Here is a 23364-nt window from a genome sequence, read left to right as displayed (position 1 = left end):
ATTTTCTATTTATAAGGAGACTTGCACATTATGAGCTTAAATAATCATGTCATCAAAAGATCTAATCCAGAAAACATAGCGAAGCCGGTTGGAAGCTATAGTCATGTAACCAAAATAAGCAGAAACGCTGAGATGTACGTGTTTTCTGGTCAGATTGGCATAGATAAGAACGATACGATCCCTGCAGATTTTAATCAGCAGGTAACCAATACAATGAACAATATTGTTGAAATTCTAGCTTCGCAAGGATTGTCTCCTGATCATGTCATCAAAATCAACATTTGGGCGACGGAAGAGATAGATTGGGATCATTTCTATGGCATTTGGGATCAAGTATTCGGTGCCACGCCTCCCTCCATGACGATTGCGTATATTAAAGGATTGGGGTTGCCCGAGTTAAAAATTGAATTAGATGTTTGGGCTGCTGGTTAAATATCCCATACTTTCCTCAACGCATAACGAGCCTTAGAAGAAATTCTAAAGGCTCGTTTTTTATATTTTTTTGCCAACTCGTTACCCCACAATGTATCGAAAGTTCTCCACTGCTTGAGCATTAGGAGCAGCAAGCCGGTTCATATGATTATAAAAGCTGTATGGAAACTTAAAGGTATGTCCGAAATCCCAGTCCACGTGTTGAAAGCTCTTTATCCAATATTCATCCTCCACCGGAAGCCACTCCGATCGACATGCCAATGGAAGAGGCCAGCGGTCTACGGGGGACAGCAACTTGGGCGGATTGTCCAGATTTATGTCATGGCTCGTTCGAAGAACTTTAACCAGCTTTTGAAGAGAGGGAATGCCTTTCAGAAAATATTCGACATGACCAAGCTCATGCAAAATCGTTAATGCTTGCGAAAAAGTTAGCATATGTCCAATTAAATCATGGTGAGCCTCTGATCTGTAAATGGTTTGAAAAGACGAGAGTTCATTTATGATGAATTCGGATAGCTGCTCTGCATTTTGAATAGCAGGAAACCGATCGCTCTCTGCCACTTCCAGCCGCTTCACGTCCGATGCCGAATACCCTAGCCATGACCTTCCGGGAATGGTTTTATTAAAAGATGCAATCAAGCTTGAAATGCCTTCAATATCATCCGCATGTCCCCAACCGTCAAGTTCTCTGATCGCCATCAAACTGATAGCTGCATAGATAACATTGTGTCCGACCCAGTGGAGCCCATCCATTGTTGGCAGTAGAGCAGCTAGAATTTGTTTTTCGGCAGTTTCGGCATCCAGCTCTCCTCCGCTGCGAGCGATATGCTCGTACGCTCGACTGCGAAGCATCACATCTGATTCTGCTGCAATTCGAGCTGACGTCTCGGCTGGCATCAGGTTTTCTTTCACGAAAAAATAGCTTGCGATTGCTGCCGCACCGAAATGCGCCTCCCATATATCACCCGTTCGAACCTTGCACTGCGATATGATCGATAGGCCTCTTTCTAGGATACGATTGTCCATCTCCCCACCCCACCTTTAGGCATAAACTTTATCTTTTAAATAAGGTCACGTTTCTGCGCCTAGCTCAATAATCTTTTGTTCGATTGTATTCCAGCGCCACCGCGGAGTATATCCCTGCAAATGCACTCCGCCATACCACTCATCTATTCCTTTATTCGCGATCCAGTCCTCTTTTCCATCCAATACCTTTTTTCCGAATTCGGTTAACGTAACGATACAATCGCGGAATGATATCGATGAATCAAGATAAGACGGGATCGTCTGTAATCCGTCGATTTGTATTAATGAATACGGATCTCGAGACATTTCCTTTAAAATATGCCAGTATTGCAGATCACCCATACCCAAGGCGTTGAGTTTGTTTCCAACATGCTGAAATAATTCATATGGACCATTTATTCCATTCTGGATCATCGCAAGTGTTGTCTGCTCTGCGATGCCGAGACCATTTTGTATAGATGGGAAACGCGATAAATGAAATTGGAATGCTTCTTGCGCAAACGGCAGCACGGATGTATCTTGACTTAACAATCTCTGCAGCTGTTGTGGATTCTGTGACGTATAGGCTTGCCAAAACGCTCGGCCTAATTCCAGCTCTTCTGCCCCAATCGATTTCCAAGTTCCCGATAACGTCTCCATTTGCTCCCGAGAAAGCTGTCCCAACCCGCGAAACAGTTCAATTCCCGGATATTCCCCGATGCACAATAAGCTCAGCTTTGTTTTCAGCAAAGGCTGCTCTGAGAACCAATGGAGCAAATAGCACAGCATCGTCTGATCGAACAAATCATGCTCAAACCACAACACAATTTCCTCATATTTATGAAAATCAGCCAACACTTTCTCCTGCGCTTCACTACCCTGAACAAACTCAGAGCGAGGGATTCCCATTGTTTGTTCCAAATATTGTGATCGTCTAGAACGATTGTCTAATGTAGCAGAATCTAAAAACACAGGACCATGAGGGTACACTTCCCGCCATACTAAAATCTCGCCCTGCACAATGCCTTGCCGCAGCTTCTCTGCTACTGAATCTCCGTTTACAATATGAAGCACACCTTTTCCTCCTACATACAAATGATGATATACAGAGATCAAATCGGCTACTGGCAGAGCACCCTTCAATTTACGACGAGCATCAAAGAGCCGCTTCTTTAATATCGGAACCGAAGTGCCCACAAAGCTCGAAATTTCTTGAAGAGAATACCCTTGAATATAGAACAATTGAACCGCAATTCTCATATTCGGTGTTAATAAAGCTATAGAATCATGAACGGACTGCTGCAGCTCTCTTTTCTCAATAATATCAGAGACACTAATTTGAGCCTCTGCCGATTGCGCAACTTCCTCGTAAGGCACCATGGGATGATGCTTTCTACGCGTAATACGATAACATTACCGTATCACAATAGCTTTGAACCATCCCGGAAATGCTTCTCCTACTCGCAGTTTATTTAAATGCAGAAAGGCTTCAGTGAATGCTTCTTGCACTGCATCTTCCGCTAGTTGAAAATCGTGCAGCTTCTCGTACGCAACCGCGTTTGCCATTGCCGTATAGTGCCGGACAATAGATTCAAAAGCTTGCCGATCCCCTTGTTTTGCGTCTTCAATATACTGAAGCATGCTCCCGCTCCTTTCTTCCGTATTATATAGAAGTGCCAACGGATTTCTCAAAGGTTACGGGTTTAGGTTTTTTGCACTGCAAATAACAGCAGCCCCTTATTGCTCCAAATCATACAAGGAACTATCAACAGCTTGAATATAAGGCGTCCAATCTCCTGTCGTGTAGAGGATAAGCTGGTGCATCGCACGTGTGCATGCGGTATAGAAAAGCTTGCGTTCGCTCTCCCGTTGATAGGTCTGCGAAGAAGCATCGTAGATCAATACGGCATCGAATTCCACTCCCTTGGCAAGATACGCAGGAATGACATGCACTCCATTCTCGAAGGTAGGCGTCTTCTTCGTTATGAGCCGAAGCGCCTGAGAGCCTACGTCTGTCAACGCTTCGTAGGCATCGCTGCTCTCAGAAGCTGTCTTCGTAATGACAGCGATGGATTCGAAGCCTTCCGCTTGAAGCGCTGCGAGATCTGCCGCGATTCTTTCCACTCGTTTCTCACTGCTATCCGCCTTAAAGAGTAGCGGCTTCTTGCCACCTCTTTCGAAGGGTACAATCGTCTTCCCGTATGGCAGCAACAACCTTGTAAATTCCACAATTTCTCGGGTGGAGCGATAACTGCGAACGAGAAAGAAGCGTTTCGTTTCTCCTTCGCCATAAAGCCTTATAAGCGGCGAATCCATCTCGTGCAAGTTCGTCGCCTGCGTAAAGATCGCCTGACCGAAATCACCGAGTACCGTCATTTGAGCACGAGGAAACAGCTTTTTGAGAAATTCATACTGAAACATCGAGTAATCCTGCCCCTCATCAACAAATACATGCCGAACCTCCGTATTGGTCCGAATACCCTCAATGAGTTCTTTTAAATACAAGTATGGTGTCGCATCCTCATAAAACAATTCGAGCTTGCCCAGCTTCTCTTTCGTTTGCTTGCATATTTCAGTCCAATCACTAGGCGCTACGGTTTCATTCGTCATTTCCTGATAGGCGTTATTATCACTGAACAATTGATCATAAATACCAACCATATCTATAAATAATAACCGTCTCACACTTTTCCTCAGCGGTTTAAAGTTTTCTTTCACAACCATTCGGCGCAGCAGCTCTTCCTCCTGCTGGGCAAAATCAAATACATCGTCCTCTTGCTGGTGCTTATTGTTCATGATGTTATAGGCTTCGACATATTGCTCTGCAAACTCGAAGATCCCTTTGTCTTTACGCAAAAACTGATAGGCTGCCGCATATTGATCATTATCGAGGTAGTTGAGCTCCTCCTCCACCCAGCTTTCGTCCCGCTCCTTACGCTCCAACATGACCAGCTCACGCAGTATCCACTCCTGCAGTAAAACGACACGATTGACCAAGCGGATGGAGGGGTCGTAGCTGTAAAACTGCGATTTCATTTGCTCCGCGGTAATTAATTCACGATCTCGGAACTGAATCGCCTGAAATCGCATGCCTTTCTCGCCCAGCCATAAGGCATAGCTTCGGAGAGCTTGAAGAAAAACTTCCGACGACTTATATTGAATCCCCTTCATCCTCGCCTCGTATCCCGGATCGGATTCTTCCGTCAGCACATATTCGAGCTGATCAAACGGGTCCTCAAGACGAAATGTCCGTCCAAGCCAATATTCCAGATATTCCTGAAAGGTCGTCTGCTGCATATTTTCCTCGCCAAGCTCGGGAAGAACAGTGGAGACATAGCTGTTAAACATCGGATTGGGCGAGAAAAGCACGATTTGGTCAGCTTTCAGCCTCTCGCGGTGTTTGTACAGCAAGTACGCCACACGCTGCAGTGCCGCAGAGGTTTTCCCGCTGCCCGCGGCTCCTTGCACAATGAGCATTCGGCTATTGTCATTGCGAATAATCTCATTTTGCTCCTTTTGAATGGTTGCAACGATACTTTTCATCTGTGCATCTGCGCCTTTGCCAAGCACCTGCTGAAGCAGTTCGTCGCCTATAGTTAAGCTCGAGTCGAACAAATTCTGAATCTGCCCGCCCCGGATCTGGTATTGCCTCTTCAGTTCCATTTTCCCAGCGACATGCCCACCTGGTGTTTCAAAAGCGACCGCCCCTGGAGAATAGTCGTAGTATACACTCGCTATGGGTGTACGCCAGTCATACACTAGGAAGCTCATACCATCTGCATCGACGAAGGACGATACGCCGATATAAACTTGCTCCTTGGATTCAAGACCATCCTCATGAAAGTCGATACGCCCAAAATAGGGAGAAGGCAGCAAGCGGTTCATACTCTTCCACTGCCTCTTCAGCTGCGCGTGGCTTCGTTCCCGTTCGGACAACACCGCAGACTGCTGCTTAATCGTTAAGAAGGTCTCTTCAAAATCTTCGTCTGTGCTCGTATCGACCGTAACCTCTTCCCAAAATCGTTTGCGGATGTCCGCCGCCTGATCGCGAAGCTGATCCACTTCAGGCTCTAGCTCAGCGATACTTGCTTGCAGCTGTTTTGTAACCATATCCAACCGTTCCTGCTCTTGCTGCCAATCTTTTGCATTCATCATCCTCCTGAACACGCTCCTTGTTAGTTTGGTCTGGAGAAGAAAAAGAACATTTGACAAACTGTAAATCCATGTGATAAGATAAGAGTGTAGATAAGATGTAATAAATCTGTGAATTTTACATAAAATGATCAGTGGTTCATTAATATTAACATAGTCCTTCTTTATGTGCAATTTATTTTATATAGTTGGCCCCGGCAGCGTCTGCCGGGGTCTTTTTAATTTAGCGCATAACATCCCAAGACCATTTCTCTAACGAACTGTATGATGCTTATTATGCAGAAAACGACTTCCGTTCCATTTTAACGAATCTTATTAACGTTATTGCATGCTTTGTAACGTGTTATGAGCTGCTTTTCTCGAAATAACGATTCTGTGGTTCGTTACAATTTTAATCCACTACAATTGGTTAAAATAAGACCTGCTAGGTTCGTAAGCGCCTAAGCTTCATAAAAAATAGGAGCTGCTCCAAGCGTAGATAAATCTACTTGGGGCAGCTCCTTTTCCTTTATAACGATATAGAACTAACTTTTCAAAAAATCAGGTTTAATGAAATTAGGATTCGGATATTTATAAAATCCTTCTCCGGTGGCTCTTCCAAGCTTTCCTTTATCTACATACTCTGACTTCAATAGCGTAGCCACTTTCTCAAAATTTTGATCACCTGTAGCCTGCGCTTTTGCAAGTCCGATATTGTAAGCGGTATTGATGCCCACAACGTCCAAGATGGCAAACGGGCCTAGTGGTGCTCCTGTTGCTACCATCCATGTTTTATCAATCGTTTCTACATCAGCAACTTCTTTGACTAGGAGCAGCTGCGCAGCTTCCAATAGAGGAACTAATAAAGAATTCAAAATATAACCTGGCTGTTCTTTATGTAAAGGCAAAGCAACCATTCCGATGGCTTTCGCAAACGCAATAACTTCATCGAATACCTTCATATCTGTTCCCGGATGCCTCATGATTTCCGCCGTATTGTTTTTCCAAATCTCATTTGCAAAATGCAGCGCTAGAAACTTTTACGGACGAGCTGTTGCATGCGCAAATTGGCTTGGCAATAACGTTGAAGAGTTTGTTGCAAAAATCGTTTTGGCAGGAGCAGCCTCTCCCAACTTCTTGTAGAAATCAATTTTCATTTGTACGACCTCAGGAATGGCTTCAATGACAAGATCAGCATCTGCAACAGCTTGTGATAAATCAGAGCTGAACGAGATACGATCATAAGCTGCATTTACCTCCTCACTCGTAGCCCCAAGATCTTCTTGATACCGCGGCTTCAAATTTACAATTCTTTCTTTGGCACGCTCAAGAGCCTCATCGTTAATGTCATATACAGATACATTAAATCCTTTGAAAGCCGTTTGGTACGCGATTTGGCTTCCTAATACGCCGCTGCCGGCAACGGTGATATTCCTGTAGTTCATAACACTTCTCCTTCATTTGTTATAGGTCATATTTGCACATGCTTAATCGATCTTTAATATTCCCTAACTCAGGAAGCACATGCAAATAAAGCCCTGACCCTAACCCTGAAAGGTCATATACCTTGCAATAAATAAACTTGTCATATGACAAAACTGGTGACAATGCACACTATTTGTCATTTGAATAATAACTTAATATTTGATAGTGGCGTTAAATGATGCGGGAGAACTACGCAAGTTTAGAGCCGCCAATCATGTTGAAAAGGGAAAAGGGGAAATAAAACGTGCGGATAGTCAAGAACATACGTAAAGGTTTATTGCTAGGTTTAGCTTTTGCGGTTATGGTAAGCTGGGGGTCTACCCTACATGCTTCAGAAGCTTACGCTGCTAGTGCATTTCCAGCAAATCAGCCTATTGAGTCCATTTATGAGGATGCAACCAAGATAGAGTTTGATGAATTGGATGATGGTGTGTCCGGTGCTATTCCAATTGGATTTTCGTTTGATTTCTACGGGACAAAAAATGAACAGGTTTATACTAATACCAACGGCCTGCTCATGTTCAACAATCCTACCTATGATTACGGGATACCTGAAAGCTTAGAAGAACTGCCTTTAGCGAGTCCAAATCATTATATTACAGCTTTTTTTGCTGATCTTTCGCTAGAGCTGGATAGTACAGTCCTCTAAAAAACGATTGGAGAAGCACCCTATCGGAAATTTGTATTACAATATACGAATATGCGCTTTTGTTGCAACTCTAATATGAACCCCTTCGGAACCTTCCAAGTCATCTTATATGAATCTACTAATGTTATTCAACTGCAATACCCTAATCTTATGGCCATCCACTTACCTTATGATGCAGAACGTTTAGCTAATGAACCATTTGGCTCTGAGGCCCTAATCGGGATACAAGAAAGTGAAATAGGCGACTATGTAACGTATTCTCTGAGAGAGAAGAGCTTATCCGAGAAGCAAGCCATTCAATTTATTCCGGATGATCAAGGCAGCTATACAATGATTCGTCACGCTCAGTATGAGCCAATTTTATTGAATAATGAATTGTTTCCGGGTTATACCAAGCTTATAGGTCCAGCAGATGGTACATTCGCTCCCCTATCTCCAATTTTCCAGTGGGAGACTTCTGCTGCTGCCGTTTCTTATGAATTTATTTTATCAACTGATCCGGAATTTAATTATTGGGACAGCTTGAGCGATATTGAAGAAAATGAATTAAATATGAAGGAATTCGAAATAGAGTTAGACGACGGAGCAACCTACTATTGGAAAGTTGCAGCTAAGAATGACGAGGGTTATAAAACTTACTCCAATACTTACCGTTTTGTAGCTTCCTCTATTGAGCCTGCAACGGTTGAAACAGACCTAGAGGTGAGTCAAATTAACTCTATGTCGGCTGTCGCAGGAGGAACAGTAATTTCAAATGGCGGCGGCGAGGTGACAGAACGGGGAATCGTATACTCCACTCATCCGAATCCTACTGTAATAGATGGAAAATCCGCAGCTGAATTAGATGGGGCAGAAGCCTTTTCTGTTCATCTCACAGGACTTCAATCCGCTACAATCTATTATGCACGTGCATATGTGATAAATGAAATTGGAGTAAGCTACGGTAATGAAGTTGATTTTAGAACACTGAGCTCTAGTGCAAGCTTGAAAACATTAACCTTAAGCAAGGTGACATTAGATCAAACGGTAAGCGAAAATGTATATGCCTATACAGGCAATGTGCCTAACTCGTTGTCCAGCATTACCATATCAGCTACGGTCAGTGATTCAACGTATGGCACTGTAACAGCAAGTGTATACAATAGTGCCAATGTACTTGTAGCAGGTCCGATTAGCTTAGCAAATGGAGAAACAAGCAGTGAGCTTCCCCTTAACGTAGACAGCAATCGGATTGAACTATTCGTCATTGCTCAGGACGGCACTGGAACTAAATATACAGCAACGATAACAAGAGCTGCTCAAGACAATGGTTCAGTAAACAATGGAAATAACGGCGGTGGTTCAAACAGCAGCTCCGAACCAGTCATCTCCACGAATGGGAGCCTTACGCTTCCTATTGGAAGAGCCGGCGAGGTTAGATTGGACAATGAGCTCGTTATAACCATTCCAGCCAGTGCTAGTAGCAAGGAGCTAAAATTATCGATCGAGAAAGTATTGAATTCTCAAAATCTGCTTAGCAAAAATGAGATTCTCGCGAGCTCGATCTATGAGGTTCTAAAAAACTTTCCTGAAAATTTCAATAAACCGGTTACTTTGACGTTTGCATTCGATTCAGCCAAATTGAACAGTAATCAAACGGTCGCAATCTTCTACTTTGATGAAGTGAAGAAGGAATGGGTGAAGGTTAATGGCGGTAAAATTAACGGCAGCCATATTGCTGTAGAGGTCGATCACTTTACGAAGTATGCTGTACTCGTTGTAGACCAAGCAACAGGATTGCCAGTAACAGACTCATCCAGCTTTAGTGATACTACAGGACATTGGGCGGAAGCTCAGATTAAACAAGCGGTAAGCAAAGGGATCGTCAAAGGTTATAGCGACGGAACGTTTAAGCCAAATGCTACGGTAACACGCGCTGAATTCGCAGTTATGCTGATGAATGCGCTAAAACCTGCCGACAATGGTACAATACTGAACTTCACAGATCCCATTGCAGAATGGGCTCAGAAGGCCATTGCACAAGCAACCGAAGCAAAGATTGTAAATGGCTATGAAGACGGCAGCTTCCGTCCAGCAGCGAGCATCTCTCGGTCAGAATTAGCGGTTATGATGGCTAGAGCAGCTAAAGCAGATACAACAGCTGCTACAGTGACAAATTTTTCTGATGACAGCCAAATTCCAGCATGGGCAAAAGGTGCAGTAGCAGCTGTGAAGGAATTGGGAATCGTAAGCGGACGCAGCGGCAACCTATTTGTACCTAATGATACGGCAACAAGAGCCGAAGCAGTAACGATCATTATCAATTTGCTTCAATTAAAGAAATAAGCATAAACGAGAACATGCCTAAGACCGTCCTTTGGACAGTCTTAGGCATGTTTTAAATAATAGGCAGCTTGCAAAGCTTTACCTATCCTCTTTTTAACAAACACCAGTACTATTCACTGCAACCACAATCGTGCGTATACAGAAAATCTAGTCCTCTTTATTCAGCTTACTATACAGGTTGGCTAGCTGCTCCCGCTCCTGCTCGGTCAATTTATCTAATAAATTTGTACGCAGCCTTTGTCCCTCCAGCTGTGCTCTTTTAAGAATATCTGCGCCTTTGTCGGTAATGCCCAAATAAATAATTCGACGATCAGACTCATCCATTAATCTGACGACTAATTTCTTGGCGACAAGTTTTTCCGATAAATAACTAAGCGTAGGCGGGGTAAGCCCTAATATTTTTGCAATGTCCGACGGCCTGCTCTTTCCGTTTTGTTTAAGATGGCCGAGCACAAGCACATGAGAAACACCTAAGTCCTCATTGAATGACTTGTTCCACTGAATAATCATTTTATTGGTGAATTTATCCATGTTATGTATGAGATTGAAGATGGTTTGCTCTTCCATAAAGACCTCCTTGGTGCACATAAATGACAGCCCTTAATTAAAATTAAGGGCTGTCATCATATTACACATTATTGAGCTGAGTATCCACCATCAATTACTAACTCAGATCCTGTAATATACGAAGAATCATCAGAAGCTAAGAACAACGCTGCTTGGGCAATATCGTCAGGTTGGCCTAAACGCTGTAGAGGTGTGGCCTGGATTAAGCGGTCTAACAGGTCCTTTGAGGTACTCAAAGCTTGTGTCATTGGTGTTTCGATGATCCCAGGAAATAGTGCGTTCACCCGAATGCCTTGACGGCCAAAAGCTGTAGCCGCCGCTTTAGAGATCGCGCGAACCGCACCCTTAGAGGCTGAATAGTGATTAAAGCCTTGGCCGATCAAAGCCGTGTACGAAGAAATATTAACGATGGAGCCTTTCTTTTGGGCTGCCATATAGGGAGTGACATGCTTCATCCCGGCAAATGGTCCAAACCCATTAATGGAGAGCATTTTCTGCCAATCCTCGATATTGATTTGCTCGTATGGTTTTTCAGAAGAAATGCCAGCGTTGTTGACGAGAATATCAATTTTACCAAAACGATCATGAACATCCTTTGCCAGCGCCTGCCAATCATCATCAGAGGCAACATTCAATTTCATTCCGTAAACATTCTGTTTTTGACTTGCCAATTCAAGAGCTGCCTCATTAATGTCTGCGGCAATAACGATAGCACCTTCTTGTGCAAACAGATTAACCATGTGTTCGCCTATACCCGATGCCCCACCCGTAATGATTGCTACTTTATTGTCCAATTTCCTCATATCGCATTCTCCTAACGTAATTTGATTGATCTGTTATTTGTTCCTATCATTAATACCGCATAGCGAATTTCTATTATTCATGTCAGCATACTTTGGCTAGCCGCTTCAGTCGCAAGCTGCAGCTGTTATGGATGCTGTGCCAGTTTCATATATTGCTCGAAATCAGGGACGGATGGGTTTGCAATATAATGCCCTCCCTCAACCTGAATCGTCTGTCCAGTAATAAATCTGGATTCATCTGAAGCCAGGAACAGGACGGTATGTCCAATATCATCGGGTTCTCCGTGATAAGGCAGTGCGTTATATTTAGCGAAGATATCCAATACCTCCGAGGGCATATTATTTTTAGCAGCCGGCGTCAAAATCAATCCAGGTGCTACTGCATTACAACGAATGTTATTCTTCCCATATTGGGTAGCGATATATTTGGTAAGATTTATAACACCCGCTTTCGAAGCTCCGTATGCAACCCGAACTGCGTCTCCATGAAAACCCGCCATAGAAGCTGTATTGATAATCGAGCCTCCACCAGCTTGGATCATATGAGGGATAGCGAATCTGCAACCGAGTAATACACTTTTTAAATTAACATTCATAAGCCGATCCCACTCATCCAGATCAACGTTAACAATATCTATATCCTTCTTCAGGTTTGTCGAGCCGACATTGTTGAACAGGCTCGTGATTTTACCATATTGTTGTACCGTAAATTCAACGGCTTCCTTAATGGACACTTCGTCCCCGGCATCAAGAAATACGCTTGCGGCTTCGCCGCCTTGGATTTTAATATTTTCGGCAGCTTCTTTGGCCCCCTCAGCATTAAAATCTGCAATGACTACTTTTGCTCCCTCTTTTGCCATCAAGTTAGCTGCGGACAAGCCTATGCCTGAAGCTCCTCCAGTGATAAGCGCCACTTTCTCGTTCATTCTTCCCATTATTCGCAAACCCCTTCCTTAGAGACACTCACGATAAAGTAATATGGTTGCATAATATTTAGACATCTAACTATTTGATGTCTAAATATTATCAAATTAATTATTGTCGTGCAAGGGTACAATTTGGTATCGAAAATACGCAAGAAAATAGGGACAAGCGCCACACGATAAAATCATAAAGCCTATGAACGCATATCAGCCCTTTTGCATTCTACAAAAGGGCTTTTTTTAAGTCGATATGAGTAGTTGTTCTACTTATTATTCGTTCTCTATTGTTTTCAAAAAAGAAAGCACCGCAGCATTCATCTGCTCTAGCCCCGGCTGTTCAATTGGAAAATGGCCTGCCCCTTCTAAAGCTACATAATCCTTTTTACTTTTTATTTTTTCAAAAAATGGTTTGCTGAAGCTATACGGAGTCATAGGATCCAATTGAGGATGGACGAGCAAAACCGGACAAACATCAAAATGCTCAGGTTTTATTGCCGGTTTCATATTTAAGAACGTTCTTAATAAGCGCAAAGGGATCTTCGTGCCTGCGGCATGAGCATCATTCATAATAAGCTTGGTCAATTCGACATTGTTCGTAATTAATTTCATACGAGATACACGATTAACAGAGATATGTAAGGAATCCAACAGCTTAGGAAAACTGTCCATCAAAAATTTCCCCAACCGGCTAATGAGTTTGTTAGGAGCTAATTGATCACGAACGCTGGAATCACTCGTATCAACAAATGTTGTTGCAATTAATCCTTTTACTTGCTTACTCTGTACAGCGGTGTGATAAGCTAACATGCCTCCAATACTAGTACCCAGCAAGATAATCGGTTTACCGTCCCGCTTCAATTCCTCATTAATCAATGCCGTAAGGATGTCAATCCAAAGCTGATAATCTAATTGTTTTACCGATTTTGCATAGCTTAAGCCATACGGCGGCAGATCCGGAGATACCACTTCATAACCGTATGTTTGTAATATTCGTGCATACGGAGCCAGCAATCTTCCATTCCCGCCAGCGCCATGGATGAAAATAATTTTTAATTTTGCATCCGGGGCAGGCATTCGATCCAGATGAATATGAACATTGCTATATATCATCCATTCTTCTTGTGGCAATCCGTTTTCATTTATTTGCATTTCTTCAGGAAAAAACTTCTGATATTGCTTCCAGTAATCCACCGATTGATTATAGGTTTGAGGCGTATTCATGAATTTAAAAATCCCTCTTCCTTGATTTAAGTCAATGACCAGTCATATTCCTCCTAGTTAAAATGAAAACAATACAGGATCTATAGGAGGCTATCTTATGACTATCACCGTACAAGAAAAATCAAATCAGCGAACTGCCGCTTTAACGGCTGGCATTTCACTTATCATCATGACTCTTGCCTCATTTTTTTCCTATGGCTTTGTCCATGGGAGCCTTGTTATGGAAGGCGATGCCAGCGCGACATTCAACAACATCGTATCATCAAATAACCTTTTCAAAGGTGAAATCTTTGGCTGGGTCATCATTATGATTTCTGACATTCTTGTCACCTGGGCTTTTTATGTGTTCCTAGAGCCATTGAATAAAAGCCTTTCCTTGCTAGGTGCATGGCTCCGTCTTACCTATACGACTATACTCGGAATTGCCATTTTAAACTTGATCCTTGTATTGCTGCTCTCGAAAAATACAGACCAGTTGGTCTCATTCAACATCGAACAAACGCAATCACTTATGATGCTATTTCTTGAGGCATTCCAATCGATTTGGTCTATTGGTTTGATCGTTTTTGGCGGGCATTTGTTCATTGTGGGCTATGTGGCTTTAAAATCAAACCGTATTCCTAAAGTGATCAGCATTTTATTGCTGCTTGCTTCAATAGGCTATATCGTCGTTCACCTTAGCAAAACATTTCTTTCACAATACGATGGGGTAATTGATGTACTTAATGTCGTATTTATGGTGCCAATGATTGCAGGAGAGCTAGGCTTTGGAATTTGGCTGCTGCTCAGAGGAGGAAAACTTCTCAAAAGTGAAAGATAGCTTCCTTAACTATCGCTGGTGTTGACCCGTTTCTTGATTCTGCTTAATGACTCTGGCGTTATGCCAAGATAGCTTGCCAATTGATGTTGGGGTACACGATCGACGAGATGAGGCCTTTTTCGCAAAAGCGCTTTGTAGCGTTCTTCAGGTGCAGAAGCAATGAATGATGTCAACTCATCTTGCACCTCACCCAGATTTTCTTCTACCATTATGCGTACCATTGATTCGAGTTGTAAGTGTTTATTGAACATGCCTTTTTCATCATTGAGCTCCCCAACCACCAATATACAATCTTCAAGGCAAGTTAAGGTGTACGCGGACGGCTTATTTTGCTGATGACGATTAAAAATCGATACGGCTTGCTCTTCTGTGAAAAAATTCGATGTAACCTCTTTTCCCGCTTCATCTATTAAGTACTGTCTGACAATGCCCTTCAGCACGAAATAACACTTTGTGGGAACATCTCCTTGTCTAAGGAGTATCGTTCCCTTTTTATATTCCTCGATAAGGATGTCATCAACGATAGCCTGTTGTTCCTCATCGCTAAGAGACGTAAATTTAGTCATATACTTAAACAATATGCTTTTCATTTCGTTATCCTTTCATCAGTACCGCTTTACGGTTCAGCATATCATCTAGAAAGCCAATTTTAAAGCGCACCTGCCCTTAAAATAAGTCAAAGCGCCTCGCTTGCTGCAACCTTATTATTGGGGATTCGAAGCTTCCGTTTATAGGCCGTAAATAATATGAAGTACCCCAGCGTTACGAGGATACAGATTAGAATGTCAACAACAATCAGGTTCTGATAACTCCCAAAATAATCGAAAGATAAGCCTCCAATTAATGCTCCCACTATACCGCCTCCCTGATGGAATAGAAGAAGGACTCCCGTATGTTTTCCTTTTCCTTTTGCAAATTCATTAATGACAAGGATTCCTCCCGGTACTGCGGTTAAGTAAGTAATTCCGAACGCGATTGCAAATACAATGGGTGAGCTTCCCAAGTGCATAAAGAGGAAAACAAAACCCAAAATACGTATGCCATACAATATGGTCATCATCATTAATTTATTGTATCGATCTAGAAAATAGCCGCAAATGAGAGCCCCCGTAATTTCCATAATGCCAAGTATACTCATGGATAAGGCGATCATGCTTGGTGACACATCTGCCAACTGATGTATAGCTACCAAGTTCATTTCGACGGAACCCATATTAATACCGCAGGTGAACAGTGCAATAGCGACAACGACAAAGATAGGAAGATAGACAAATTTCTTGGGTGATGTTGTTACTTTAAGCAGCATATCATGCTCCTCGATCACTACTGGACGATCCTTTTGAGCTTTATTTATATTTTGCTGTTGAGAGCTCTTAATTCCAAGCCAAATAACAGGTAATGTCACAACAATTCCTAGAGCAAAAGAAGCCATAAAAGCATCCTTCCAAGTCAGCCATCCCGCGGATACGAAAATTGGTGTAATAATCGCTAATCCTACAGAGGAAGCACTCCCCAGCAGTGCCATTGCTTTAGCACGATGATGCTTAAACCATTCAAACATCAATATATAACTTGTCGTCAGCCCAATACCAGCTAAACCAGAGATAACACCATATCCAATGAAAAACAAGATAGGCTGGTTCCCTAACACGACAACGCCAGTACCCAAGGTACTCAAGACTGCACTTATAAACAATATCCTTTTTGCACCGTAACGATCTACAAGCCAGCCACCCAAAGGAGCGCATATCGCTGTAATTAATAAATTAGTCGACCATGCCATCGAAATAAATCCCCTGCTAATCTGTAAATCCATTGCTATTTGCACCTGAAAAAAAGACATGCTGAACCTGGTCAATGCACCAATAAATCCAATAATCCAAAGAGACCCTAATCCAATCCATGCATAGCTGGATTCCTTAAACCATGTTGTGCCCATTATCGTTTCACCCCTGCCGCTCACAAAAGATACCGTTCGGTATCTTTTATGATAACATAGATGTTATGTTTTGCAAGAGTGCAAATTCGTTTGATATACTACGTGTACAAATACAGTTACGTACGGGGGGATGACGATGGAGAAAGGTGAAAAGACACGCCATTACATCATAACGAAAGCCGCTGAACTTTTTAACCAAAAGGGATATTCGGGCTCATCCTTATCTGATATAACAGAGTTGACAGGCATTAAGAAAGGCGGCATTTATCGTCATTTTTCCAGTAAAGATGAGATTGCATATGAAGCCTTTAGTTATGCCGGGCGTATTGTTGGGGCTCAGCTTGCTCATGCAATCAGTCAGCAGGAAACAGCCTCTGGCAAGCTGCTGGCATATTTACATGTATACGAGAAAGTCGTTGACGCGCCTCCCTTCATCGGGGGCTGCCCGCTCCTAAACACCGCTATTGAAAGCGACGACAGTCATCCAGGCCTACGCGAGAAAGCCCAGCAAGCAATGCAAGGTACGTTGGAAGCCAAGAAAAAAATCATTTTCGATGGTGTGCAAAGCGGTGAATTTAAAGCAGACCTTGATATAGAGGCGCTGGCTACCTTCTCCCTTTCCATCATGCAGGGTGGTATTATGATGAGCAAGCTTGAAGGCAATAATCGGCATATCCGGATGAATATTAAGAGCTTTGCTGCTCATTTAAAAACAGCGTGCTTACGCGAACCCAGTTAGATGAGCTCAAGCTAAAAAAAGAGCCTCGTGAGTAGTCACGAGGCTCTTTTTAATAATTCATAATGAGTAAACATTTAGGAAAATTGACTGCCGTCATTCCTATTTCATACTTTTTTCTCTTCCTACGCCTCAACAGCTGTTTTTCGGTTCAGAGCTATTTTAGTTTCTTCTACTTCCTCGGCTTGCCCCACACGTTTAATGAAGAAGGAAAGCACCAGACCTACTACTCCGATTCCAATGATGACAAGATATGCATCATTAATACCTTGAATAGAAGCCTCCATCATAATATGCTCCTTCGAAAAATTAGCCGCGTCGCCTGCTGCAGACATATCTAGAAGATGCGCCTTTGTCCGGCTAGCCATAACCGTAACAAGCAGAGAAGTACCTATTGCGCCAGCTACCTGCTTGATGGTGTTGGATATTGCAGTACCGTGCGCATTTAGTCTTGCTGGCAGTTGGTTGAGACCCGCCGTAGTGATTGGCATCAGGAACATTGCCATACCGAAGCGTCGTCCTGTGGACATCAGCACTAAATACGTATAGCTAGTCGAATCGGTTAGATTAACGAAGCCGATGGTTGTGATGATCGTAATAGCCATACCGATGATGGACAGCCATTTTGCTCCAAACCGGTCGAATAGCTTTCCTGTTATCGGCATCATTAGTCCCATTAGAAGCGCGCCAGGGAGCATAAGCAAGCCTGACTCCAAAGCGGTGTATCCACGTGCGCTTTGCAAATAGAGTGGGAGCAGCATCATATCTGCATACATGACCATGGTTACAGCAATATTAATAATGGTGGTAAGAGAAAACATGCTGTATTTAAACGCTCTTAGATCCAGAAGCGGATCCTTCGAAATCAGCTGTCTCCATGTAAACAAAATCAAGGAAACCACACCAATAACAATCGATGCAATCACTTCCGCGCTTGACCAGCCTTTGCTTCCAGCACTGCTGAAGCCATAAAGAACGGTACCAAATCCGACTGTTGACAGAATGACACTCAAAAAATCAATTTTAGGATAGGTTCGTTCAGCTACATTTTTCAGGAAAATATAAGCAACTACAATAATGAGGACGACAATTGGAAGCATGCCATAAAACATCGTACGCCATGAATAATGCTCCATGACATAACCAGCGACTGCAGGTCCAATTGCAGGAGCAAAGATAATAGACAATCCAACCATACCCATGGCAGCTCCGCGCTTATCAGGAGGAAATACGGTCAGAATAACATTCATTAACAGAGGCATAATAATCCCCGCTCCAGCTGCTTGAATAAGGCGGCCAGTTAGCAAAATGTCGAAGTTAGGCGCAACTGCCGAAACAATCGTACCGACGAGAAAAATGATCATGGAAGACTGAAACAGCTCACGGGTCGTAAAACGCTGCATGAGGAATGCAGTGATTGGAATAAGTACCCCGTTAACCAGCATGTATCCGGTTGTCAGCCACTGCGCTGTAGACGCCTCAATGCTAAAGTCAATCATCAACTCCGGCAGCGCAACGCTCATTATCGTCTGATTCAGAACTGCGATGAACGCACCCAGTATCATGACAAACAATAAGGGACCTTTCTTAATTGAATTACTGTCAAAAGCTAAACTTGTACTCATGATGTTCAATCCCTTCAAATTGTTCGTGAATTTAATAAACACTTTGTAGTATAATAAACTCAATGTAAAAGATTATAATTACATCGCGCCTAATTTACAAACTACAGATTTTTTGAAAATGTTTATTAGTTTACAGATCATCAGATTCTGTCGTCTATACCGAGAATAAACTACATAAATATCTGTTCTTGTCGTTTAAATAATTTGTAGGGAAAGGAAATGAGTACCTATGTCAACTACATCACCGCGAATGGATCCACGTGTACTTCGCACGCGTCAATTGATTCGAGATGCCTTTGTAGATTTGCTGCAGGAGATTGATCTAGAAAAAATAACTGTGAATCGTATTGCGGAACGCGCGACCATCAATCGTGTTACTTTCTATCTTCATTACCGAGATATTCCGGAAATGCTTGAGAGATTATCAGACGATATGATTAATGAAATACATACTATTCTTCATGACATTCGAAATCAGCCTCGTTCTACTGATTTGGATTGGTCCATTCTGCTTAAAGTGCTCGAGCATATTGCTGAGAACTCTAAGTTTTATAAGGTTCTGCTCGCTTCGCAGCGCATACCGATCTTCACGGATAAGCTTTCGAATTTAATTGTTGATCTTATCACTAGCAGAAGAGAGTACCAAAACAACTCCTCATCTAAACCGGCCGTAATCGTATCAAAAGATATTGCAATCTGGTACGGCTCCTCCGCCTTTATTGGTACAATTGTCTGCTGGCTTCGCAATGATATGCCTTATACGCCGCTTTTTCTCGCCAAGCAGCTCTCTCAGCTGTTCCGTTTGCATCAAAATACGGACCAGCTCGTAGATCTGGAATAACTTATTAAAAGAGGGACGCTCTTCCCAGAGGTCCCTCCATTGCAATTCTGTTATTCCATTTTCTCCGCTTGTTATAAGTTCATGATCACCGTCTAAGTAATGCTATTATCCACTTGAGTTCGTTAAATATTGGGAATAGGTGGGGGGATTTTATGAAGGGGTTATCGAATCGCCTATGAGAAAATATATCTTTTGTACGCTGCTTGTACTTGTTTGTGTCATCTGCGCGAGCTGCTCCAATAAAGAAAATCGACCATTGGACTCTACTTCCAATGATAACTCGCAGCTCATGATGACAGATTATTTCTCGCTGGAAGAGATGGTCACCGATGCGGAATCCATCATTGAAGTTCGAAAGACGGGAAATAATGAAAATCTAGCGGAGAAATATGTTCCTGGGACTTTAACTGAAGTTGAAGTCACACACGTCATTAAGGGCAGCTCCATTCTAATGAATCGAAAATTGAAAGTAATGGGTCTGGAAGACACAATAGAGGAACAGCTAATCTTGTTCCTTCAACCTGAAATTCAATCGTACGGGGATGATGTGTATGCCATGGTCGGAGCACGCAATCAATACTTTCTATCCATCGACCCAAGGAGCAAGGTACGATATGACGCCAAGCATGCAACCGGCAAAAGCAAGCAGATAATGAACGAAGCATTTGACCGCATTCCACTTAAAAAAGCGATACAGAAAATCAAATTAAAAATAGAGCACTGACCAGGAACCTTTCTTTTGATAAACTTCAATGCCTTCATTCCGAATATTTTTGCGCCGGACGCCGTTCACTCTTCCGATATGCCTTCGGAGACATTCCATTCCATTTTTTAAATACCTTGTTGAAATAGCTTTGATCGTTGAAGTTCAGCCATGCTGCGATATCGGTAATCGGATAATCGGTCAGTGTGAGCAGCCTCTTCGCTTCCTCAATCCGTTCACGCTGGACATATTCGGAAATGGTAAGTCCAACCTCCTTCTTGAACAAGCTCGACAAGTAGTTGGGGCTAAGATTCGCACTCTCGGCTAGCCGTTCAAGAGTAATGTCACCGTATAAATGGTTAGCGATTTCGTGAAGACTATCCTGTATTGCGGGTGAGTAGTGACCCCGGCGAACCTCCGAGACCCGGTCAACAAAGTCGAACAGTACCTCGGTCATGATGGCGCTTATCGCTTGCAGCGTATCCTTCTCCTCCAGCTGCTGAATATAGAAATCACTCAGCGTAAACGCATCCTCCTCGTGCATTCCTCCTTCAATTGCAGCTCGGCAAATCAGGGCGATTCCCGTAATCATCAAGTTCTTCTCACTTCGAATCCTGCTCCGCTTGGCCAGCACGCCAAACTCGTCCTCGGCAATGATGGATTCCATGACGAATGTTCTTATTCTCTCCCGCTCTCCGCTACGCACATAATGCAGCATGACACGCTCATGCGACAGGTTGGCGTGCAGCATACCGTTTCGACGTCTTCGCGACAGCTCAGCTTCCGGCTCTCTCTTCTCCACAACCGGTTCCTGCATCGACATTGCATCCGCTAGAAGACTGATCGACGAATCAACGAGCTGCCTGCGAAGCACATAATAAATCATTCGGCTAAATACGGCTATGCGCTCCGTGGAGAGCAGCGCAATCTCCTCATACAACTCCAATAAATGCCTCCGGTTACCAATGGGGAGGGAGCTTATTGTCTCGTTCCATTCACCCTCTTGCGGCTTCTCATTCATGTACGGACCGACGACAAGCGTGCCAGTAAGCTGGTTCTCATCCATCGCATTCACAAAAAAATATTGGAGCCGTGATCGGGTAAAATGAACCGGCTGCTCTGCAGCATAAAGTGCATAAGCGTAGCCCGCCACCTGTTCACGAATGGACGTAAAGTAAGGATTAGACTGAAGCGAACGGTCTACAAACTCCGCTTCAATTGTCCGACCCGGATGAATGATAAATATAGGGATTCCAATCACATCAGAGAGAAGCTGGCCAAAAACAACCAGCTCAGAGAGCTTATTCATACGAACCTCCATAGGGTACGATTAAGGTTAAAAAGAAGATGATAAGAAAGTACTACAAATCGTTGATAAATACAATTTTCAAAAATGAAAGCGCATTACAATGAAGAAAGCAAAGATCCTTTGCTATTACACTCGAAAGGGATGAACTCATATGTTGGAAAATAAAATAGCTATCGTTACTGGAGCAGGAAGCGGCATCGGCCGTGCAAGCAGCTTGAAAATGGCCAGCAACGGCGCAACGATTGTCGCTGTTGATTTTAATCAGGAATCCGGTCAAGAGACGGTTCGAATGATTCAGGAACAGGGCGGCGAAGCCATCTTCGTACCGGCCGACGTGTCAAAAAGCGAGGATGTTCAGCGTTATGTAAAAGCGGCCGTCGATACTTACGGACGTATCGATATTTTCTTCAACAATGCCGGCGTTGTACAGAAGTTCTCGAAGCTCGCTGATATTGATGAGAACGAGTTCGACCGAATTATGAACGTTAATGTCCGGGGCGTCTTCCTCGGCATGAAATATGTTTTAAAGGTAATGGAGGAGCAAGAAAGCGGAACGATCATTAATACCGCTTCGACAGCTGGAGTCAAAAGTGAGCACAGCGCATCCGCTTATTCCGCCAGCAAACATGCGGTTGTCGGTCTTACGAAAGGCGCAGCAATCGAGTATGTGAAAAAAGGCATCCGTATCAATGGCATTTGTCCGGGTGGTGTGGAAACGGCTCTGACGAAGAGTGTTGAACAGGCTTTCATGTCCGGAGGATACGTGCCTGAGGAAGTCGGCAATATGCGTATGGGCCGCTATGCTAAGCCGGACGAGCTGGCGGAGGTCGTCACATTCCTTGCTTCCGATCGCTCCAGCTACATGACGGGCTCCATCGTACTGGTCGATGGTGGGCTGACACTTTAAACGAATGAAAATGCTTCTTTACTGAATTCAAACCGTTCTAAGTATACGCGAGTAAAGTTCCCCCCATCCAGACTATAGCGAAAATAGGGCATCCCCAATACGGGTATGCCCTATTACGCTTGGCTTTATCGTTGTAACTCCGTCTATTCTTCTTCCCCACAAACGACCCCAAGCAGCTATTTTTTCAACTTTGATACAGCCATATGTTTGAAACCGTCATGACCGCTGGCAGCGCTGTTTCATCCACAGCCACATTGTCATACCAGCCCCCAACAGCAAGGTTAAGCACCAAATAAAAAGGCTCGTCAAAGGGCATAATGCCCGGCTCCATAGGGCGCTCGGCGAAGCAATGCCCATCTACCAGCCACCTTATGGAGCCAGCATCCCATTCCAATGAATAATCACGGAATTCGTTAATGGTTCCCTGTTCAAGCTGGTAGGAGAACTCATCGGTAACCTTATGGTCCCAATCCTTCCCATAGTGCAGCGTTCCGGATACTTGCCTCGGCAAGCGGCCTTTAGCTTCCATAATGTCAATCTCGCCAGAGGCAGGCCAAGGACCGTAGGCCTGATGCTGCGGGAGCAGCCATATGGCAGGCCATAACCCCTGTCCCACTGGCAGCTTTGCGCGAACGATAAGCTTTCCATAGCAAAAGGAGAGATAGTCTTTTGTATCTATACGGGCCGAGGTGTACGCAAATTGCCGACCGTCTTTTTCAATGACTTCACGTCGCGCGCATAGGTTCAGCCCCAATTCATCGATATATAGATTGCTAGCATGTTCGGTATAAAACTGCTGTTCCCCATTGCCCCAGCCCGGATCTATTGGTTTGCCATCGTTATCAAGCAAATCGTTGCCAAGGCGAATGTTCCATGCGCTCAAATCGGTGTTTCTATTTAAAAAATCCTGCTCCCATAAAAGCTTGCCCATCCCATGCACACT

General features: G+C 43.5%; 21 protein-coding genes and 1 pseudogene. 8 read left to right on the top strand and 14 right to left on the bottom strand.

Going from position 1 to position 23364, the window contains the following annotated elements:
- The first annotated feature begins 30 nt into the window (after nucleotides 1–30).
- A complete protein-coding gene (locus ACIFSR_RS07740) occupies nucleotides 31–432 on the top strand; it encodes a RidA family protein (RefSeq protein ID WP_430056408.1) in 402 nt (133 codons plus the stop codon).
- Nucleotides 433–513: 81 nt separating this feature from the next.
- Here ACIFSR_RS07740 and ACIFSR_RS07735 read toward each other — a convergent pair whose 3' ends face one another.
- From ACIFSR_RS07735 to ACIFSR_RS07715, 5 genes and pseudogenes are all read right to left on the bottom strand, one after another.
- Nucleotides 514–1458, bottom strand: coding sequence for a hypothetical protein (locus ACIFSR_RS07735; RefSeq protein WP_430056406.1), 945 nt, complete (start codon nucleotides 1456–1458; stop codon nucleotides 514–516).
- 45 nt (nucleotides 1459–1503) lie between these two features.
- A complete protein-coding gene (locus ACIFSR_RS07730) occupies nucleotides 1504–2817 on the bottom strand; it encodes a DUF1835 domain-containing protein (protein WP_430056403.1) in 1314 nt (437 codons plus the stop codon).
- Nucleotides 2818–2850: 33 nt separating this feature from the next.
- Nucleotides 2851–3078 carry an RNA polymerase sigma factor gene (locus tag ACIFSR_RS07725; RefSeq protein ID WP_430056400.1) on the bottom strand — a complete coding sequence of 76 codons (228 nt, stop codon included), beginning with the start codon at nucleotides 3076–3078 and terminating at the stop codon, nucleotides 2851–2853.
- 96 nt (nucleotides 3079–3174) lie between these two features.
- Entirely contained in the window at nucleotides 3175–5589 is a 2415-nt protein-coding gene (gene helD / locus ACIFSR_RS07720; RefSeq protein ID WP_430057056.1) for an RNA polymerase recycling motor HelD, read from the bottom strand.
- A gap of 524 nt (nucleotides 5590–6113) precedes the next feature.
- Nucleotides 6114–7013, bottom strand: a pseudogene (locus ACIFSR_RS07715) (3-hydroxyacyl-CoA dehydrogenase).
- A gap of 284 nt (nucleotides 7014–7297) precedes the next feature.
- Here ACIFSR_RS07715 and ACIFSR_RS07710 point away from each other — a divergent pair.
- Both ACIFSR_RS07710 and ACIFSR_RS07705 read left to right on the top strand, forming a co-directional pair.
- Complete coding sequence (locus ACIFSR_RS07710) at nucleotides 7298–7702, top strand: hypothetical protein (protein ID WP_430056398.1); 405 nt, start codon at nucleotides 7298–7300, stop codon at nucleotides 7700–7702.
- Between the two features lie 75 nt (nucleotides 7703–7777).
- A complete protein-coding gene (locus ACIFSR_RS07705) occupies nucleotides 7778–10027 on the top strand; it encodes an S-layer homology domain-containing protein (protein WP_430056396.1) in 2250 nt (749 codons plus the stop codon).
- A 147-nt stretch (nucleotides 10028–10174) separates the two neighbouring features.
- On the opposite strand, the gene ACIFSR_RS07700 is transcribed toward ACIFSR_RS07705, so the two are convergent.
- The 4 genes from ACIFSR_RS07700 to ACIFSR_RS07685 all read right to left on the bottom strand — a co-directional run bounded on the left by ACIFSR_RS07700 (nucleotide 10175) and on the right by ACIFSR_RS07685 (nucleotide 13541).
- Entirely contained in the window at nucleotides 10175–10594 is a 420-nt protein-coding gene (locus ACIFSR_RS07700) for a MarR family winged helix-turn-helix transcriptional regulator (protein ID WP_339205714.1), read from the bottom strand.
- Nucleotides 10595–10662: 68 nt separating this feature from the next.
- On the bottom strand, nucleotides 10663–11397 hold the full coding sequence (locus ACIFSR_RS07695) for an SDR family NAD(P)-dependent oxidoreductase (protein ID WP_339205716.1): 735 nt from the start codon (nucleotides 11395–11397) through the stop codon (nucleotides 10663–10665).
- Nucleotides 11398–11522: 125 nt separating this feature from the next.
- The gene (locus ACIFSR_RS07690) at nucleotides 11523–12332 is read right to left on the bottom strand and encodes an SDR family NAD(P)-dependent oxidoreductase (RefSeq protein WP_339205718.1); all 810 of its coding nucleotides are present in this window, start codon (nucleotides 12330–12332) and stop codon (nucleotides 11523–11525) included.
- 258 nt (nucleotides 12333–12590) lie between these two features.
- Nucleotides 12591–13541, bottom strand: coding sequence for an alpha/beta hydrolase (locus ACIFSR_RS07685; protein WP_430056392.1), 951 nt, complete (start codon nucleotides 13539–13541; stop codon nucleotides 12591–12593).
- A gap of 97 nt (nucleotides 13542–13638) precedes the next feature.
- On the opposite strand from ACIFSR_RS07685, the gene ACIFSR_RS07680 reads away from it, so the two are divergent.
- Nucleotides 13639–14361: a DUF4386 domain-containing protein gene (locus tag ACIFSR_RS07680; protein ID WP_430056390.1), complete on the top strand. Its 723-nt coding sequence runs from the start codon at nucleotides 13639–13641 to the stop codon at nucleotides 14359–14361.
- A 5-nt stretch (nucleotides 14362–14366) separates the two neighbouring features.
- Here ACIFSR_RS07680 and ACIFSR_RS07675 read toward each other — a convergent pair whose 3' ends face one another.
- Nucleotides 14367–14951 carry a Crp/Fnr family transcriptional regulator gene (locus tag ACIFSR_RS07675; RefSeq protein ID WP_430056387.1) on the bottom strand — a complete coding sequence of 195 codons (585 nt, stop codon included), beginning with the start codon at nucleotides 14949–14951 and terminating at the stop codon, nucleotides 14367–14369.
- Nucleotides 14952–15037: 86 nt separating this feature from the next.
- Entirely contained in the window at nucleotides 15038–16300 is a 1263-nt protein-coding gene (locus ACIFSR_RS07670) for an MFS transporter (protein WP_430056384.1), read from the bottom strand.
- A 136-nt stretch (nucleotides 16301–16436) separates the two neighbouring features.
- Between ACIFSR_RS07670 and ACIFSR_RS07665 the strand changes: the two genes are divergently transcribed.
- Nucleotides 16437–17039: a TetR/AcrR family transcriptional regulator gene (locus ACIFSR_RS07665; RefSeq protein ID WP_430056382.1), complete on the top strand. Its 603-nt coding sequence runs from the start codon at nucleotides 16437–16439 to the stop codon at nucleotides 17037–17039.
- Between the two features lie 122 nt (nucleotides 17040–17161).
- Here the strand turns inward: ACIFSR_RS07665 and ACIFSR_RS07660 are convergent, their stop codons facing one another.
- Entirely contained in the window at nucleotides 17162–18661 is a 1500-nt protein-coding gene (locus tag ACIFSR_RS07660; RefSeq protein ID WP_339205727.1) for a DHA2 family efflux MFS transporter permease subunit, read from the bottom strand.
- A gap of 229 nt (nucleotides 18662–18890) precedes the next feature.
- Between ACIFSR_RS07660 and ACIFSR_RS07655 the strand changes: the two genes are divergently transcribed.
- Nucleotides 18891–19502, top strand: coding sequence for a TetR/AcrR family transcriptional regulator (locus tag ACIFSR_RS07655; protein ID WP_430056379.1), 612 nt, complete (start codon nucleotides 18891–18893; stop codon nucleotides 19500–19502).
- 175 nt (nucleotides 19503–19677) lie between these two features.
- Complete coding sequence (locus ACIFSR_RS07650) at nucleotides 19678–20226, top strand: hypothetical protein (RefSeq protein WP_430056377.1); 549 nt, start codon at nucleotides 19678–19680, stop codon at nucleotides 20224–20226.
- A 34-nt stretch (nucleotides 20227–20260) separates the two neighbouring features.
- On the opposite strand, the gene ACIFSR_RS07645 is transcribed toward ACIFSR_RS07650, so the two are convergent.
- Entirely contained in the window at nucleotides 20261–21514 is a 1254-nt protein-coding gene (locus tag ACIFSR_RS07645) for a helix-turn-helix domain-containing protein (RefSeq protein ID WP_430056374.1), read from the bottom strand.
- Between the two features lie 151 nt (nucleotides 21515–21665).
- Between ACIFSR_RS07645 and ACIFSR_RS07640 the strand changes: the two genes are divergently transcribed.
- The gene (locus ACIFSR_RS07640; RefSeq protein WP_076266514.1) at nucleotides 21666–22421 is read left to right on the top strand and encodes an SDR family NAD(P)-dependent oxidoreductase; all 756 of its coding nucleotides are present in this window, start codon (nucleotides 21666–21668) and stop codon (nucleotides 22419–22421) included.
- A gap of 184 nt (nucleotides 22422–22605) precedes the next feature.
- Here the strand turns inward: ACIFSR_RS07640 and ACIFSR_RS07635 are convergent, their stop codons facing one another.
- Nucleotides 22606–23352, bottom strand: coding sequence for a glycoside hydrolase family 16 protein (locus ACIFSR_RS07635; protein WP_430056371.1), 747 nt, complete (start codon nucleotides 23350–23352; stop codon nucleotides 22606–22608).
- Nucleotides 23353–23364 lie beyond the last annotated feature (12 nt).

It is taken from the genome of Paenibacillus sp. NRS-1760, assembly GCF_050467785.1.
Taxonomy (GTDB): domain Bacteria; phylum Bacillota; class Bacilli; order Paenibacillales; family Paenibacillaceae; genus Pristimantibacillus.
The sequence above is the reverse complement of the archived record's forward strand: the minus strand, read 5'-3'. Positions and strand labels throughout refer to the sequence as shown.

What these genes read in the sequence shown, in the direction of transcription:
- ACIFSR_RS07700 (WP_339205714.1), bottom strand. Translation starts at nt 10,594, where the DNA reads ATGGAAGAGCAAACCATCTTCAATCTCATACATAACATGGATAAATTC.
- ACIFSR_RS07695 (WP_339205716.1), bottom strand. Translation starts at nt 11,397, where the DNA reads ATGAGGAAATTGGACAATAAAGTAGCAATCATTACGGGTGGGGCATCG.
- ACIFSR_RS07655 (WP_430056379.1), top strand. Translation starts at nt 18,891, where the DNA reads ATGTCAACTACATCACCGCGAATGGATCCACGTGTACTTCGCACGCGT.
- ACIFSR_RS07650 (WP_430056377.1), top strand. Translation starts at nt 19,678, where the DNA reads ATGAGAAAATATATCTTTTGTACGCTGCTTGTACTTGTTTGTGTCATC.
- ACIFSR_RS07660 (WP_339205727.1), bottom strand. Translation starts at nt 18,661, where the DNA reads ATGAGTACAAGTTTAGCTTTTGACAGTAATTCAATTAAGAAAGGTCCC.
- ACIFSR_RS07675 (WP_430056387.1), bottom strand. Translation starts at nt 14,951, where the DNA reads ATGAAAAGCATATTGTTTAAGTATATGACTAAATTTACGTCTCTTAGC.
- ACIFSR_RS07705 (WP_430056396.1), top strand. Translation starts at nt 7,778, where the DNA reads ATGAACCCCTTCGGAACCTTCCAAGTCATCTTATATGAATCTACTAAT.
- ACIFSR_RS07690 (WP_339205718.1), bottom strand. Translation starts at nt 12,332, where the DNA reads ATGGGAAGAATGAACGAGAAAGTGGCGCTTATCACTGGAGGAGCTTCA.
- helD (WP_430057056.1), bottom strand. Translation starts at nt 5,589, where the DNA reads ATGAATGCAAAAGATTGGCAGCAAGAGCAGGAACGGTTGGATATGGTT.
- ACIFSR_RS07730 (WP_430056403.1), bottom strand. Translation starts at nt 2,817, where the DNA reads ATGGTGCCTTACGAGGAAGTTGCGCAATCGGCAGAGGCTCAAATTAGT.
- ACIFSR_RS07640 (WP_076266514.1), top strand. Translation starts at nt 21,666, where the DNA reads ATGTTGGAAAATAAAATAGCTATCGTTACTGGAGCAGGAAGCGGCATC.
- ACIFSR_RS07645 (WP_430056374.1), bottom strand. Translation starts at nt 21,514, where the DNA reads ATGAATAAGCTCTCTGAGCTGGTTGTTTTTGGCCAGCTTCTCTCTGAT.
- ACIFSR_RS07665 (WP_430056382.1), top strand. Translation starts at nt 16,437, where the DNA reads ATGGAGAAAGGTGAAAAGACACGCCATTACATCATAACGAAAGCCGCT.
- ACIFSR_RS07740 (WP_430056408.1), top strand. Translation starts at nt 31, where the DNA reads ATGAGCTTAAATAATCATGTCATCAAAAGATCTAATCCAGAAAACATA.
- ACIFSR_RS07670 (WP_430056384.1), bottom strand. Translation starts at nt 16,300, where the DNA reads ATGGGCACAACATGGTTTAAGGAATCCAGCTATGCATGGATTGGATTA.
- ACIFSR_RS07635 (WP_430056371.1), bottom strand. Translation starts at nt 23,352, where the DNA reads ATGGGCAAGCTTTTATGGGAGCAGGATTTTTTAAATAGAAACACCGAT.
- ACIFSR_RS07685 (WP_430056392.1), bottom strand. Translation starts at nt 13,541, where the DNA reads ATGAATACGCCTCAAACCTATAATCAATCGGTGGATTACTGGAAGCAA.
- ACIFSR_RS07735 (WP_430056406.1), bottom strand. Translation starts at nt 1,458, where the DNA reads ATGGACAATCGTATCCTAGAAAGAGGCCTATCGATCATATCGCAGTGC.
- ACIFSR_RS07725 (WP_430056400.1), bottom strand. Translation starts at nt 3,078, where the DNA reads ATGCTTCAGTATATTGAAGACGCAAAACAAGGGGATCGGCAAGCTTTT.
- ACIFSR_RS07680 (WP_430056390.1), top strand. Translation starts at nt 13,639, where the DNA reads ATGACTATCACCGTACAAGAAAAATCAAATCAGCGAACTGCCGCTTTA.